Origin of the sequence: Bdellovibrio sp., from assembly GCF_036384735.1 — a bacterium.
Lineage (GTDB): Bacteria > Bdellovibrionota > Bdellovibrionia > Bdellovibrionales > Bdellovibrionaceae > Bdellovibrio.
In genome coordinates this window covers 15,131-28,900 of the sequence record NZ_DASVLT010000043.1, presented here as the reverse complement: position 1 = coordinate 28,900, position 13,770 = coordinate 15,131, and the positions used below count along the sequence as shown (strand labels likewise).

The following is a 13,770-nucleotide window of genomic DNA, read 5'->3' as shown; positions in this document are numbered from 1 at the left end:
GCTGAGGTTGAAACAGCTCAAATCGATTTAAACTCTAAAAAAGCCCTCAAAATCAATATTTTGGGGGCTTTTTTCTTTTCAGAAGCATCTATGGGCCCTTTGACAGGGGGCGGTTGGGTGGGCTATAACCGAGGCTTCTGATATTTGAAAGGATACCTGCGATGTCTTTGGCTGAAGCAAACAAAAACCTTAAATGGGATGTTCGATTGACTGAAAGAAACCTCAACGTAGGTGAATTAAAGAAGGACGAGTTGAACAAGCACCTTGAGCAACTTCCTGACCTAGCAAGCAACGTTGAAACGTTCACAATGGACGGAAAAAACAATTCATCTGCTGATGAATCACATTAGTCTGCTTGCGACCTCTGAATATTCAGAGGTGTGATAAAGATAAAAAACTGAAAAGCCCGCAACGATGTTGTGGGCTTTTTTTATTTTAAGCTTTAGTGAAGATGTTCCTTCGCCTGTTCTTGGCAGCGAGGAAAGCCTTTTGCATCGTGAACAATAGCACGACACTGAGGCGCTAACTGATATTCAATGGTTGATTGTTTCGCTGCGTGAACCGGGGCCGCTTCCGCCATTTCGGTAGGGGGAAGAACTTTTGAGTAAGCTCCTGTAGCGACAGCAACAAGTGCTGTTGTGGCTAAGCCAAACAAAATATGATGAGCCAATTCGCTCACTGCTTGGCGGGAAATCATCGTCAATTTCATAAGACATAACCTCCTCTCTATTTAAAATCTATGCCGCTTTTAAAAACTGTCAAGTGGCTATCTTTCTTTTGTACTAAAGTGGCGCGCGCAACAAAACGCTGCTAAGCTGGCCAAATGAAAACACGATGCAGATGGGTTCCCGAGGGGGACGAGCTATATACTGAATATCACGACAAAGAATGGGGAGTTCCCGTTCGAGATGACCAGAAATTATTTGAATTCCTGGTTTTAGAGTCAGCCCAGGCGGGGTTGAGCTGGATTACAATTTTAAGAAAACGGGAAAATTACCGCATAGCGTTTGCGGACTTTGACCCAGCAAAGGTTGCTAAGTTTAACGAAAAGAAAATTGCCTCATTGTTGAAAAATGAAGGAATCATTCGCAATGAAGCAAAGATTCGTGCGGCAGTTAATAACGCTCAAAGATTTTTAGAAGTGCAAAAAGAATTCGGAAGTTTTTCGAATTACATTTGGGCGTTCGTAAATTACAAGCCGGTCGACAATAAACAAGATGGTAAAAAAAGAATACCTGCAACGACAAAGATCTCTGAAGATTTAGCGAAGGATCTTAAAAAGCGTGGATTTAAATTCTTAGGAGCCACAACGGTGTACGCCCATATGCAGGCGACGGGAATGGTGAACGACCATTTAGTGACTTGCTTCTGTTACAAGAAAGTGAAATCGGCGAAGGCCTAGGGGCCAGAGGACGCTGTCGAACAAGTTCACAGGTGGTGTCGTTTTTTTGTGTGAACGACTTATTTGTTTATTAGCTCTGCTCTGTTTTAGAAGACCGACGATGCTTTTTGCTTCGTTCGGTCTTTATGAAAAGACGCGAATTTTTAAAATTTTCTGGAGCTATTGCTACTCAATCTTTCCTTGCGACAGGCCTGCTTGAATCGGTCTTTGTGGCTACGGCGCACGGGCAAAGTGTCTCACTTCGAGACTTGAAAAATTCGCTCTCACAAGACCAAGCACTGATCTTGGTTCCTCAAGACGCTCAATTCGCAAATTATCAGATGGCTTTTAACAGGCGCACTTTGAAGACACCGGTGGTACGCGTGGTGTGTTCGACTCCACAAGCGGTGGCCACAGCTGTGCAATGGGCTCAAGCTAATAAAGTCCCGCTGGCTATGCGCAGTGGTGGGCATTCCTTCGAAGGTCTTTCTCAGGGCACGGGTCTTGTGATTGATACTCGTCCTATGGATCAATTTGAACTATCCGCTGATAAAAATACCTTTGTGTCGGGGGCTGGTGCGATGCTCGGCAATGTTTATACAAAATTATCTCAAGTGGGGCGTGTAGTTCCTGCGGGTTCCTGTCCAACGGTGGGCATCACCGGTCATACGCTAGGGGGCGGTTATGGGTTGCTGGCTCGTCCTTTGGGGCTTGCTTGTGATAGCTTATTGGCCGTCGAAATGGTAAATGCTGAAGGCAAAATTATTCGCGTCAGTGAAACTGAAAACAGTGAATTATTCTGGGCTTTGCGCGGAGGCGGTGCAGGCAGTTTTGGTATCGTCACGAAGTTGCAATTCAAAACCCACCCTGTCTCTCATGTCTTAGTTTACGGAATGAGTTGGAATGTAACATCAAAGATTGCGGCAGAGTTAATGAAGGCTTGGCAGCAGTGGGCACCTGAAGCGCCACGTGAAATCACGTCGCTATTTAAAGTCAGCAAAGCCAAAGATGGTTCCATCAACATGCGTGCGATTGGTCAGTCCTTGGGAGCTGAGAATGTTCTGCGCAGCGAGCTCGCCAGATTATCTGCCATTGCTCAGCCGACAAAAATGACGGTGGAAGATTTAGACTTCATGTCATCCGTGCGCCACTTTGGCGGAAGCTTCGATCACGAATATATTTTCATGAAGGGTAAATCTGATTATATCAAGCAAGTCATGAGTGATGAAGGGCTCGAGGCAATGCTGCAAAAAGCGCCGACGGGTATTGATATTATTTTTGATTCTTATGGCGGAGCTATTCGTGATAAGGCTGACGATGAGACAGCGTTTGCTCATCGCGCGGGGACTGTCAGTTCTTTGCAATATTATACTCAGTGGTATAAGGACGCGGATACGAAAGCTCGTCTTGAAACGATGAAGACTTTCCACGATGCACTTAGACCGTATATGTCGGGATCTGCTTATTTCAATTATTGTGACCTTGATATTAAGGATTATGGTCGTGCTTATTGGGGCAATAACCTTGAGCGTTTAATGGAAATTAAACTGCAACATGATCCAACAAATTTTTTCGCTCACGCACAAAGCATTCCTTTGAAGAAGGGATTCTAGACATGAATTGGAAATTTTTTTCTGCAACACTTTTGCTGGCGACCTCTTTTGCTCATGCTGGGGAGTGTGTCGATAAACGTGATTCGCAAATGTTGACCTTGGCTTACCCTGCTGAATCTGCTTTAGTGCAGCCCGTGGATGTGCAATTTCAGTTGGAGGGCGATACGCTGTTTGCACAATTCGATGTGCGCAGTGATGAAATTAATGCGAAGCCCGTACTCGGCCCTAAGGAGTATCCCTATCAAGGTGATGTGGTAGAACTATTTATTTCGGTTTCAGATACGACCAATCCGCTTCCATATTATGAGTTTGAATTAAGTCCCTTTGATGATACCTTTGAAGTGCGTGTGGATTCCTTAAGAAAGGCCTTCGCCGAGGGATTGCATATGGGGATTCAGCATCACGTGGAGCGCTCGGATAAGGGGTGGCAGGCCACGCTTGCGATTCCTTTGCGCAATTTAGGCTGGAAAGGTGATGTTTCTGTTATTCGTGGGAATGCCTATTCAATTTTAGGAAAATCTCCGAATAGAAGTTATTGGAGCTTGTATCTTCCAAAGCAAATAAAACCTAATTTTCATAAGCCAGAGTTCTTTCGCAAGCTTCTTTGCGAGGAAAATTGATTTAGGGTGAAACGCCTGAATTTTGTGACGTCGGATTTTTCCACTCTCTGCCAGGCTCGGGAACTTGGAAGGATTCAAGAGTGCCTTGATCGCGAAGGGTTACAAATAAAGTTTTCCCGTCGGATCCTCCGAATGTTAAATTTGTGGGCTCTTTTCCCTTAAGGGAAATTGTTGTTAACAGTTTTCCTTCTGCAGAAATTCGATCGACCTTTCCCTCGCCAATGCGCACGACATAAATAGTGCCAGCGGCATCGACTTTGATTCCATCTACCGTGTCTTTCTTGAACTGATAAAGCAGCCTCTTGTTTGTGAGCTTATGATCCTTGAGGTCAAAGACATAAAGTCCGCCACTAATGGATTCCGTGAAATAAAGTTTGGATTCATCAGGACTTAAATCAATGCCGTTCACCGCTTTTAAGTGCGAAGCAAGGATTGAGAACTTTTTGTTCTGATCAAGCAACCAAATTTTTCCATCGTGCTTGGAGCTCCATGACGGATCACTTAGATAGATGTCTCCATTTTTTGCGATGGTGAGATCATTGGGTTGATTCATTTCGCTATGACTGGCGACGGTAGAGATCGCTTTTGTTCTAAGATCGATTTTTAATATCTGATGCTTGCTGCGATCAGCGACCAGCAAATCGCCGGCAGGGGACATGTGGAGAGCGTTGCCGATGCTGCCCTTGGGGAGCTCTAACCACAGCTCGGGCTGCTGGCCAGGCTTCATAATGCCAATAGTTCCAAGTTTGGAAAAATTCACAGCATAAACATTGCCGGCCAAGTCTGTGGTGGGACCTTCAATGCCTTTGTTGAATAGACCTGGCTTGCTGATCACTTCCGATTTAAACAAATCAGCAGTGTGTCCCCAAAGACTGAAAAGCAGAAGACTGCACAGCATGGATTCTGATTATTGAGTTTGTTGAGTCGCTTGAGCCGTTATCGAGTTGTCCTTGGCAATAGCTGCAGTGACTTTCTCTTGGCTGAATGGAGCCCACTCTTCACGGATGATTTTGTACGTATCGCCCGATTTTATGGCATAAATTGTTTTTACACCGTAATCGACATGTTGGTCAGATTCATAACGTTGAAGGGTCTTAACTAATAATTGATCGTTGTGTTGAACAATGTAGGGTTGAGACAGGTGAACTTTGATGAATTCGTATTTGGATTTCAAATTTGCTTTATGAGCTTTCCAGGTTTTCAAATTAAAACCTGGGGCTTTAAAATCCGTATCGTAATAACTGATATATTTATCGATATCCTGGGATTCCCAAGACTGACGCCAGCCCTCGATGAAATTCGTCAATGCAGTACGACGTTTTTCATGTTCAGCCTTAGTCACATAGTTCACGTGGTCGAAGATCAAGATGGGGGTCTCATGAAGCTTGATATAGTCAGCTAGCTTTTTGATCACATCATTGCGAACGACAACGCAACCGCGAGAACCGCGAGTCAATGCCACTGTATCGGGGATGGCATGAAGCCAAATACCAGAACCAGTCTTATTCAGTCGGCGGTCAAAAAGGTTTGGGTAGTTTGTTGTGAAGGCCAAAGCTCCGTACATATTGAAAGGAATTTCTGGCTGAGTAAGTCTTTTTTCAAGGAAGTAGATGCCTTCAGGAGTTCTCGCATCATCGCGCTTTGTCTTGTTGCCGCCATTTTTACCGATATCCGTCGGGTACTCGACAACTTTTTTGATTTCTTCGCCGTCTCTTTCAAAAACTGAAAGCTTGCGCTGTTCTTTATCTACTAAGAAAACATATTTAGAGAAAGCTTCAGTTTCGGAAATTTGAAGTAACGGAGCCGGAAACAATTCCTGGGGTGTCTCAGCTTGAGATACAGGAGGGTTTGCGGGTTCCGCAAATACCGGCGTGGCAGAAAGTAATAGTAGGCATCCCGAGAGGAAAATTCTCATAGTTATATTATGTCGGAAGACCCTATGTTTTTGTCAAGTCTCAGAGCCGATATGTATAGAGCTTAAACACTTTCTGTGAAATTCCCTATCAAAAAGTTGAGTTATTGGCGTTAAGACCTAGGGCCGATGCTCCGATACCTTTCTTAGCAAGAGGTTACGAAATGTCAGAAGCTCAGCAACAGGCGGCTCCGCCGAAGCCAAAGAATACAGGAATGCTATTGCAGATTGTTTTTGCAGTGGTGAATCTAGTAGTCATGGGTGGCGGCGCATACATGGTTTATGCATCAACGATGGGCTGGGAAAGTCCTAAGATTACCGAAGAACAGATGGAGCGTGAGCTTGCATCCACAGAAAGTGCGGCCGACGTTGGTCCTCTTGTGTACACCATGGATAAATTCACGGTGAATTTGGGTGGTGAACCTAAAAGAACAATCCGTCTTGAAGTGAATTTGCAAATGCTTGGTAAGGATGGTTTCGAAGAAGTGATGGAACCAGAAAATCGCGCCAAGGCTCGAGATAAGATTGTTCGCATCCTTAATGAAGAAGCTTTCGGGAACCTCGAAAGCATCCAAGGTAAGTTGTTCCTTAAAGATAAGATTGCTATGGAAGTAAACGGCATCCTTCACAAGGGTGTAGTCAAGGACGTTTATTTCTCTGACTTTGTCGTTCAATAAACTGTTTAAAATATCTGGGGGTGGCAACCTCGTTGCTACTCTGGAGTTAAGTCCAGCAACTCTCGGCGAAAATTTCCCGTGTCGTAAGTCTTAAAAATTCTCTAATAGTTGTCTTCGGCCAGGGCCAGTTTCACACTGAAGTCGAGCGCGATGCGCTCTGAACTTCCTACCGAAAGAGCAACTATGAGACTTTTTTCTACTTTGCTTGTGGGCCTTTGTGCTTCTCTTGCAGCACATGCCGTAGAGCCTATTCCGAATGCTGATAAAGGACCAAAAACTGATGTCATTGGCGCTATCCAAGGATGGCAAAAAGAAGGAGATATGAAGATCTCTTTGCCGGTAACGAAGGTGGTTTTGAAAAATGGTCTGACAGTTCTTCTTTCTGAGGATCACTCTGTGCCGATGGTCAGTTATCACACGTGGTATCGTGTGGGGTCCCGTGACGAGTCTCCGGGTGTGACCGGGGCTGCTCACATGTTAGAGCACATGATGTTCAAGGGCGCGAAAAAATATGATGGTAAATCCTTTGATCGCATTTTTCATGAGAATGGGATTGTGAATAATGCGTTTACAACAAATGATTATACGGGCTTCTTTGAAAATCTACCGAGTTCAAAGCTAGAACTTGTGATGGACATGGAAGTGGATCGCATGAGCTCTTTGGCTTTAAATCCTGTGGATCTGAAGAGTGAGAAGGAAGTCGTTAAGGAAGAGCGTCGTTGGCGAGTTGATAACAATCCGATGGGGTTGGTTCGCGAACTGATGATGAGCACCGTGTTTAAATACAATCCATATCACTGGCCAGTGATTGGGTATATGAAGGATATCAACAACTATGATGTTGATAAACTTCGTTTCTTCTACAGCACTTACTATGTTCCTAATAATGCTGTCCTTGTGATCGTTGGTGACTTCAAGACGGACAAAGTTAAAAGTTTGATTGAGAAATATTACGGACAACTTGAATATAAACCGCTTCCGCGTCGTAACTATCCTCGTGAACCACTTCAAGAGGCTCAGGAGAATGCGACATTGAAGAAGGATGTGCAAAATAGCTCTTTCGTCGTGGCTTTCCAAAGCCCACGTCAAGGAGAGCCTGATATGTATCCGTTAGATCTTGCGGCTAATATCTTAGGAAATGGAACTTCAAGCCGTCTGTACAAACGCTTGGTCTATCAAAAACAAATCGCTACTTCGGCCTATTCATTCAATTATGCGATGAAGGAGGCTGGTGTTTTAGCCGTGGGTGTGAATATGAAGCCAGGCTTAGGAGTCCAAGAAGCGTTGGATATCACTTACAATGAACTTTGGAAGCTTCGTAACCAGAAAGTGACTGATAAGGAATTGAGAAAAGCAAAAACACAGGTCATGAAGGATCTGGTCGACAGCTTGAAAACAATGGATGGTAAAGCACGTGCTCTGGCTGTGAATGAAATTGTGACGGGCAGCTATGAAACATTGTTCACAGATTTGGATAAATACGAAGCTGTGACTGCGGAAGACATCCAAAAAGCGGCAGATAAATACACAAATCAAACTCAACGTTCAGTTATCGTGTTGGAACCAAAAGGTAAGAAGAAGGAATAGGACATGAAACGAAACATGAAGAAGTTAACAATCGCACTTTCATTTCCACTTTTGTGTTCCGGTTTGATTGCATGCTCTACGGGTGTAAAGAAGACCCAAACCTCTTCGGATGGTTATGTGAGTAAATCCGCTGGGTCGTTCACTCTTCGTCCATTCAAGGAGGTCACTCTAGAGAATGGACTCAAAGTGATCTTCATCCGTGACAACACGTTGCCTCGAGTGAGTATGACAATGCTCCTTAGAACAGGTTCAATGCAAGAGCCCGCCGAGCAACCAGGTCTGAATGCGATGACAGCATACCTGCTAGAGCAGGGCACACAAACTCGAAACGCCAGTGTGATTGCCGATGAGTTTGGTGACATGGGATCAACTTTGGATATCACTCCGGGCGCGGACGTGACGACGATTTATGCGGACTCTTTAAGTAATTCTGCGGAAGATCTGTTGAAATTGTTGTCTGATATTACAATGAATCCTGCATTTACGGATTCCGAGATCCATAGAATGCGCTCGCAAATTCTTGCGGGTTTGCAAAAGAAAATCGATAACCCGTCGGCTTACGCTGATGAAAAAATGGATGCCTTTGTTTTTGGAAATCACCCTTATGGCCGCGACGTGAATGGAACGGAAGAGGGAATTAAAAGCGTCAAGAAACAAGATATCATCCGACACTATCTAACATTCTATCGTCCGAACAACGCAACGTTAGCGGTCGTTGGAATGTACAACGACGATTTTGAAAACAAAGTTAAAGAGGCTTACGGAAAATGGACGAAGCGTTCTATTCCAAATGTGACTGTGTCGGCGGCTCCTGCAAGCGATAAATTGCAAGTTCGTCTTTATGTCAAGAAAGGCTTGCAGCAGACTCAAATCCGTATGGCTCAGGTGAGTATTGATCGTTTGGATCCTGACTACCTCACTCTGCGTTTAGGGAATGAAGTTTTGGGCGGAGGATTTTCCAGTCGTTTGAATCAAAAGGTTCGTGATGACCTTGGTTTGACGTATTCTATTTCTTCTTATTTTGATGTTCGTAAAGACAGAGGTGACTTTGAGATCAGCACATTCTCTAAAAATGAATCTGCTGGAAAAGCTTTTGACGAGTCCTTGAATGTTGTTCACGAGTTTCTAGACAAAGGGGCTACTGATAAAGAGGTGGATGCCGGCAAGAATCAAATGATTGGTCAATTCCCTCGCGCGATCGAAACTTCAGATAGATTGGCATACAACTTGTTGGTGCTTGATTTTTATGGAATCTCTTTTGATTACCTAACGGATTTCAATAAGAATATTGCCGACATCAAAACAGAAGCTTTGAACGAGGCTTTCCGACGTCATTTAGATCCATCTAAGTTTAAAGCTGTTATTTATGGAAATGAGTCGATTATTCCTCAATTCCAAAAATATTCTCCAGAAATTATTAAGCTTCATTGATCCCCCTTTCAGAGAGCCAGCTGCGGCATGCTCGATGTCTAATGCCGCAGCCTCCTGGAATGGATTAACTGATCAATGTCGCAATAACTTCTTTTAAGTTATTAATCCCCCAGTGCTCGACGTACTTGCCATCCTCAAGTCTGACAATATCAATAACATTTATAGAGACAGAGCGTCCCGTCGGAGCAACTCCCATCAGAGATCCGGTGTGAACTCCGTGAATAGTTTTACGCGTTACGACTTTGTCGCCTTCTGCTATTTGATCGTGAATTTCCACGTGAAGATTGGAAAGGCCTGGTCTTATATTGTCGTTAAAAAAAGACTGAATTGACTCAGGTCCATTTGCGGCGCCCGGCGGAGCCGTTCTGTTGATGAAGTTCACTGATAAAAGTTCCTCAAATGAGACTCCTTTGCCGATGCATTCATCATTGAATCGTTGAACCGTTTTTTTGTTGGCTTCTAGGCTCATAAAAATCTCCTCTTTCTTGAGTCATTATAGAGTCTTTTTTTGACGCAATAAACGATGCTCTAAGCAAGGCATTATTGCGAAATATGCAAATATAGGACATCCTGATCCTATGCAGCAGCTTAAATCTTTCGAAATATTCATCTCTGTCGCCCAGGAAAAAAGTTTCTCTAAAGTGGCGGAAAAGGAAAAGGTTCATGTCTCTTCTATCTCTCGCAAAATTGAGGAGTTGGAGAAAGAACTGGCCGTTCAGCTTCTTCATCGCACAACACGTTCAGTATCTCTGACCGCCGCTGGTGAAATATATTTGCGAAAGTTCAAGGCGATGCTCCTCAACCTCGAAGAGGCAAAGACTGAAACTTCGACGCTGCAGACCCCTAAGGGAACCGTCAAAATTGCGGCGCCGGTCAGTTTTGCAAGAGCCTTATTAGCGTCGCCAATCGCACGTTTTCATCAGCGCTTTCCCGATATTAAAATCACCTTGATAACAAGTAACCAATTTGAGGACTTAACCGCTGAGGGCTTTGATTTTGCATTACGCATCGGAGAAGGGCGAAGCTCTCATTTTGTTGCCAAGAATTTGGCTTCGACGACACAAGTCTTATGCGCTTCCGCTCAATATTTAAATCGAATGGGTCTGCCGGCAAAGCCTGCGGATTTAAAGGATCATAATTGTTTAATTTCGGATTATAAAAACAGAGGCCCAAGATGGTACTACTCGAAAGGCACTGCGATTCAATTCATTGAAATCGACGGCTCCTTAAGGGTCAATCAAGGAGATATCCTGATCGAAACTTTACGCCAGGGCCTTGGGATTGCCCTTGTTCCAATATGGCTTGCCCGGCCCTATTTGGAAGATGGTTCCCTTACGCAAGTACTATCAGCGTATAAGTGGAGTTACTCAAAATCGTTTACCAAAAATATTCAAATTATTTATCCAAGTCGTAAGACTTTATCGGCTTCTGCTCGTCTCGCGATGAATTTTTTGGCCGAAGAATTAGTCCATATTAATTGAGCGGGCGAAATAATTTTTATTCTTTCGTAAACCAACGAGCCATCGATTTTTGAAGTAATAACTCATCCACGGGGCCTTCAGCAACCCAGGCAACAATTCCGTCGGGTCGAATCAATAAAGCATTTAGGCCGAATTGCTCCTTTGCTACAGCTGAAATATATTTCAGCTGTGTGCTGTGCTCATCTGCGATTTTCTCTAGTGACTTATTAGAATGGAAGTCAAGCAGGACGCCGTGGCCGTCGTGCATGAACTCGCCGAGCTTGGTGCCGTCCATAAATTCAAAATTAGGAACACTGCAGCCTATTAGAGAATGACCACTATCCAGATCGTAGCGAGTCAAGAGACCCCAGATTCTTCCCGCCACATAAGTGGCACCGTCGCGAGTATTCATTATATCGCGAAAGATTGCATTCAAGGCACGCGCCTCGGGAGTTGGATTCATAATCGCTACTTGCGCTCGAGACCAAGCGAGAACTTTTTCCCCGATGGGATGACGTTCTAGGTGATAGCTATCGATCAGTCCCTCTGGTGCAGTTTTTTTTATTGTGGCGGCTAATTTCCACCCCAAATTCAACGCGTCGCCTAAACCAAGATTCAGGCCTTGGCCGCCTAGTGGAGAGTGAATGTGTGCGGCGTCGCCGGCAAGTAAAATTCTGCCGTTGCGATAGGAGGTGGCTTGTCTTGCTCTGTCAGTCCATGTGGTTGCTGTATGCAAGGTTTTGATTGTTACATCGGTATTTGAAACACGACGCAGGACTTTCTGAATGTGTTCCAATGTAAGAGGCCGGTCTGAACCATGAAAGGCACCACCATCAAAATCTTGAATCACGACGTAGCCGGGTTGTGACTGCAAGTACATACCTTGCTCGGTCATTACACGACCGGATTTTAATTTTTCTGGATCGGCAATTTCGATATAAGTGGAGTAGCCCGTAAAATAAGGCTCTGTTCCTGCAAACTCAAAACTTCCAGCTTTGCGAACCATGCTGCGGGCGCCGTCGCAACCGACAACCCATAAAGCTTGGAATATTATTTCACCTGCTTGAACTGTTGTGATGGTCTTGTCTTGCTGAACCGAGGAGACGGGATGACCATATTTGATTTCTATATTTAAAGTTTCCGCATGGTGAGTTAGGATCGTTTCGATTTCATCCATCTCGGAAATCAAACTTGCCGGCGTCGAGCTTGGTAGGCGATATTTCCATTGTGAGGTGTCTATGTCATCTTCATGTAGTGGAATGCCCGCAAAATGTCCTACTTGGCGCCGAGTCCCTTGTCCCGAATTCATATGGGGGCTTTTGACTTGTTTATGCAGATTGAATTTATCAAGCAAGCCACGGCGATAAAAAGCTTCGATACTTGGAGCTGAAAGACCGCGAATTCCGAAAGGAATCTTCTTTAACAGAGAATGAGGATTTTCAGATTTTTCAAGGATCAGCACTGAACATTTTGCCAAAGCCAATTCGCAGGCTAAGAAAAGACCCACGGGGCCAGCCCCGGCAATAATCACATCATACTTTGATGGATCAGGCTTCATTTATTCCACCCATTCTTAAGAACTTTAAACGTCAGGTTTAAGGCCTCTTTCGGAGAAGATGAATTGCTAGCGAAACTGACACCCTCAAGAACCAACTTGGCAATGCATTCTGCCTCCGTTTTGCTGACACCGGCCTCGTTGTGAATTTCCCTCGCCAAGGTGTGTTCATATCGGCTCCACATCGCACGGAAATAAACTGAAAGTTCTGGAGACGATTTGATTAGCTTCATGAATTCCGCTGCAATTTTTTTATTGGGCGGATTAAAGAGACCGCTTTCAAGGAAGTATTTGTGAAGACCATCTAGAATAGTTTGGCCCTTTTTTCGGTTACGGACAGCGGCAAGAATATCTTTGTCGTATTCTTCTTCGCGATCAAAGATCAGAGATTCTTTCGTGGGGAAATAATTGAAGAGGGTGGTCACCGCGACTTCTGCTTTCTTGGCCACTTCTGCGGTTGTGACGTTAGCATAACCGCGTTCGAGAAAAAGTTCGCAGGCAATATCCGAGATCAACTTGCGAGTCTTGGCTTTCTTTGTTTCACGCAGTCCCATTTTAGAGTCACTCCTACTGATGTTTTGTTTGTTATACGCCACGACATGATGATTTTTAAAGAAAAAAGTGTAGTTACTACAAAATTGTAGTTAATACATGTTTTTATGGGCTTTTGATTTACGCGCAAATAGGCCTTCGCGCAGTCACTTGGAAAGCGGTGGGTGAGTGTCTAAATTCAGTATTTAAAAAAGATAGGGCCGAGGCAGAGTTTTCGGCGGCGCTAGGGTAGGCCGCCGAATTTGGAAATTATTTTTTACGTTTTTTACGCTTGGCTCTTAAGAAGATCAAAATTCCCAGGGCCGCAAGGATCACAGCGCCGCCAAGAAGAAGAGCTTTGTTGCCGCCTTTTCCCTGACCATCTTCTTGTTGGTACATATCAGCTGGCATGGCCGAGCCAATCGGTGCACCCAGAGTTTCAGAACCTGGGCGAATAGGACCAAGGTCGGGACGCGCCGTGATGTTTTTTGTTGCAATCACGCGCAGGCTCATTACAGCCTTGAAGAAGTCTTGGCTATATTTTGTATAAAACTGTTTGTGAGCGCTGAATGTGACAAGAATCGCGATCTTATCTTTGATCGTCGCAAGATAGCGAGTGAAGTAGTTTGGAACTTCAGAACCCAAGTGCAATGAATCAATCCAGTTTTGATCATTAATTTGAACTGTCTTGGCTTTATAAACGATCTTAGATTCTTGAGTGACACCTTTCACATTGATAGCGATGGGAGTGTTCAAGTGCGATTCATAGAGAGGGAAGGTGTCCGTTGGGCCCACTTCTTTAGCGGTCAAAATGATGATCGCCTCTTTAGATTCTTTGGATTGTTCGCTTCGGCAGACCCATTCCGTTTGCTCTAGGTTGCATTTCCAAGATTCTGGCATCTCGAATGCGATATAGGCATTACGAAAGACTTTTGCATGCGCTGTAAAACTGAGTAGAATAACGACCAGTGATGCGAATACTTTATACTTCATGCAGACCTCA

At 44.4% G+C, this 13,770-nt stretch carries 15 protein-coding genes; 8 read left to right on the top strand and 7 right to left on the bottom strand.

The window, feature by feature from the left end; all coding sequences use genetic code 11:
* The first annotated feature begins 161 nt into the window (after nucleotides 1–161).
* Nucleotides 162–350 carry a hypothetical protein gene (locus tag VF412_RS12030; RefSeq protein ID WP_331339492.1) on the top strand — a complete coding sequence of 63 codons (189 nt, stop codon included), beginning with the start codon at nucleotides 162–164 and terminating at the stop codon, nucleotides 348–350.
* A gap of 92 nt (nucleotides 351–442) precedes the next feature.
* Here the strand turns inward: VF412_RS12030 and VF412_RS12025 are convergent, their stop codons facing one another.
* Nucleotides 443–709: a hypothetical protein gene (locus VF412_RS12025; protein WP_331339491.1), complete on the bottom strand. Its 267-nt coding sequence runs from the start codon at nucleotides 707–709 to the stop codon at nucleotides 443–445.
* A 114-nt stretch (nucleotides 710–823) separates the two neighbouring features.
* Here VF412_RS12025 and VF412_RS12020 point away from each other — a divergent pair, with 114 nt between their 5' ends.
* The 3 genes from VF412_RS12020 to VF412_RS12010 all read left to right on the top strand — a co-directional run bounded on the left by VF412_RS12020 (nucleotide 824) and on the right by VF412_RS12010 (nucleotide 3,614).
* Nucleotides 824–1,402 (top strand): DNA-3-methyladenine glycosylase I, encoded by a 579-nt coding sequence (locus VF412_RS12020; RefSeq protein ID WP_331339490.1) that lies wholly within the window; start codon nucleotides 824–826, stop codon nucleotides 1,400–1,402.
* 125 nt (nucleotides 1,403–1,527) lie between these two features.
* Nucleotides 1,528–2,994, top strand: coding sequence for an FAD-binding oxidoreductase (locus tag VF412_RS12015; RefSeq protein ID WP_331339489.1), 1,467 nt, complete (start codon nucleotides 1,528–1,530; stop codon nucleotides 2,992–2,994).
* Nucleotides 2,995–2,996: 2 nt separating this feature from the next.
* A complete protein-coding gene (locus VF412_RS12010) occupies nucleotides 2,997–3,614 on the top strand; it encodes a carbohydrate-binding family 9-like protein (RefSeq protein ID WP_331339488.1) in 618 nt (205 codons plus the stop codon).
* Between the two features lies 1 nt (nucleotide 3,615).
* Here VF412_RS12010 and VF412_RS12005 read toward each other — a convergent pair whose 3' ends face one another.
* Entirely contained in the window at nucleotides 3,616–4,464 is an 849-nt protein-coding gene (locus tag VF412_RS12005; RefSeq protein ID WP_331339487.1) for an SMP-30/gluconolactonase/LRE family protein, read from the bottom strand.
* Between the two features lie 57 nt (nucleotides 4,465–4,521).
* Nucleotides 4,522–5,529 carry a L,D-transpeptidase family protein gene (locus tag VF412_RS12000; protein WP_331339486.1) on the bottom strand — a complete coding sequence of 336 codons (1,008 nt, stop codon included), beginning with the start codon at nucleotides 5,527–5,529 and terminating at the stop codon, nucleotides 4,522–4,524.
* A 161-nt stretch (nucleotides 5,530–5,690) separates the two neighbouring features.
* Here VF412_RS12000 and VF412_RS11995 point away from each other — a divergent pair, with 161 nt between their 5' ends.
* From VF412_RS11995 to VF412_RS11985, 3 genes are all read left to right on the top strand, one after another.
* On the top strand, nucleotides 5,691–6,203 hold the full coding sequence (locus VF412_RS11995) for a flagellar basal body-associated FliL family protein (RefSeq protein ID WP_331339485.1): 513 nt from the start codon (nucleotides 5,691–5,693) through the stop codon (nucleotides 6,201–6,203).
* 183 nt (nucleotides 6,204–6,386) lie between these two features.
* Nucleotides 6,387–7,790: a pitrilysin family protein gene (locus VF412_RS11990; protein ID WP_331339484.1), complete on the top strand. Its 1,404-nt coding sequence runs from the start codon at nucleotides 6,387–6,389 to the stop codon at nucleotides 7,788–7,790.
* Nucleotides 7,791–7,793: 3 nt separating this feature from the next.
* On the top strand, nucleotides 7,794–9,221 hold the full coding sequence (locus tag VF412_RS11985) for a pitrilysin family protein (protein WP_331339483.1): 1,428 nt from the start codon (nucleotides 7,794–7,796) through the stop codon (nucleotides 9,219–9,221).
* Nucleotides 9,222–9,285: 64 nt separating this feature from the next.
* Here the strand turns inward: VF412_RS11985 and VF412_RS11980 are convergent, their stop codons facing one another.
* The gene (locus VF412_RS11980) at nucleotides 9,286–9,690 is read right to left on the bottom strand and encodes an ester cyclase (protein ID WP_331339482.1); all 405 of its coding nucleotides are present in this window, start codon (nucleotides 9,688–9,690) and stop codon (nucleotides 9,286–9,288) included.
* 109 nt (nucleotides 9,691–9,799) lie between these two features.
* On the opposite strand from VF412_RS11980, the gene VF412_RS11975 reads away from it, so the two are divergent.
* On the top strand, nucleotides 9,800–10,702 hold the full coding sequence (locus VF412_RS11975; protein WP_331339481.1) for a LysR family transcriptional regulator: 903 nt from the start codon (nucleotides 9,800–9,802) through the stop codon (nucleotides 10,700–10,702).
* 16 nt (nucleotides 10,703–10,718) lie between these two features.
* On the opposite strand, the gene VF412_RS11970 is transcribed toward VF412_RS11975, so the two are convergent.
* The 3 genes from VF412_RS11970 to VF412_RS11960 form a co-directional block, all read right to left on the bottom strand.
* Nucleotides 10,719–12,239: an FAD-dependent monooxygenase gene (locus tag VF412_RS11970; RefSeq protein ID WP_331339480.1), complete on the bottom strand. Its 1,521-nt coding sequence runs from the start codon at nucleotides 12,237–12,239 to the stop codon at nucleotides 10,719–10,721.
* On the bottom strand, nucleotides 12,236–12,790 hold the full coding sequence (locus VF412_RS11965; protein ID WP_331339479.1) for a TetR/AcrR family transcriptional regulator: 555 nt from the start codon (nucleotides 12,788–12,790) through the stop codon (nucleotides 12,236–12,238). Before VF412_RS11965 ends, VF412_RS11970 begins: the two co-directional genes overlap by 4 nt.
* 247 nt (nucleotides 12,791–13,037) lie before the next feature.
* Entirely contained in the window at nucleotides 13,038–13,760 is a 723-nt protein-coding gene (locus tag VF412_RS11960; RefSeq protein ID WP_331339478.1) for a hypothetical protein, read from the bottom strand.
* Nucleotides 13,761–13,770 lie beyond the last annotated feature (10 nt).

Excerpts from the sequence above, each read along its gene's own strand:
- VF412_RS11965 (WP_331339479.1), bottom strand. The coding sequence starts at position 12,790 with ATGGGACTGCGTGAAACAAAGAAAGCCAAGACTCGCAAGTTGATCTCG.
- VF412_RS11970 (WP_331339480.1), bottom strand. The coding sequence starts at position 12,239 with ATGAAGCCTGATCCATCAAAGTATGATGTGATTATTGCCGGGGCTGGC.
- VF412_RS11960 (WP_331339478.1), bottom strand. The coding sequence starts at position 13,760 with ATGAAGTATAAAGTATTCGCATCACTGGTCGTTATTCTACTCAGTTTT.
- VF412_RS11990 (WP_331339484.1), top strand. The coding sequence starts at position 6,387 with ATGAGACTTTTTTCTACTTTGCTTGTGGGCCTTTGTGCTTCTCTTGCA.
- VF412_RS12015 (WP_331339489.1), top strand. The coding sequence starts at position 1,528 with ATGAAAAGACGCGAATTTTTAAAATTTTCTGGAGCTATTGCTACTCAA.
- VF412_RS12010 (WP_331339488.1), top strand. The coding sequence starts at position 2,997 with ATGAATTGGAAATTTTTTTCTGCAACACTTTTGCTGGCGACCTCTTTT.
- VF412_RS11975 (WP_331339481.1), top strand. The coding sequence starts at position 9,800 with ATGCAGCAGCTTAAATCTTTCGAAATATTCATCTCTGTCGCCCAGGAA.
- VF412_RS12000 (WP_331339486.1), bottom strand. The coding sequence starts at position 5,529 with ATGAGAATTTTCCTCTCGGGATGCCTACTATTACTTTCTGCCACGCCG.
- VF412_RS11980 (WP_331339482.1), bottom strand. The coding sequence starts at position 9,690 with ATGAGCCTAGAAGCCAACAAAAAAACGGTTCAACGATTCAATGATGAA.
- VF412_RS12030 (WP_331339492.1), top strand. The coding sequence starts at position 162 with ATGTCTTTGGCTGAAGCAAACAAAAACCTTAAATGGGATGTTCGATTG.
- VF412_RS11985 (WP_331339483.1), top strand. The coding sequence starts at position 7,794 with ATGAAACGAAACATGAAGAAGTTAACAATCGCACTTTCATTTCCACTT.
- VF412_RS12020 (WP_331339490.1), top strand. The coding sequence starts at position 824 with ATGAAAACACGATGCAGATGGGTTCCCGAGGGGGACGAGCTATATACT.
- VF412_RS12025 (WP_331339491.1), bottom strand. The coding sequence starts at position 709 with ATGAAATTGACGATGATTTCCCGCCAAGCAGTGAGCGAATTGGCTCAT.
- VF412_RS11995 (WP_331339485.1), top strand. The coding sequence starts at position 5,691 with ATGTCAGAAGCTCAGCAACAGGCGGCTCCGCCGAAGCCAAAGAATACA.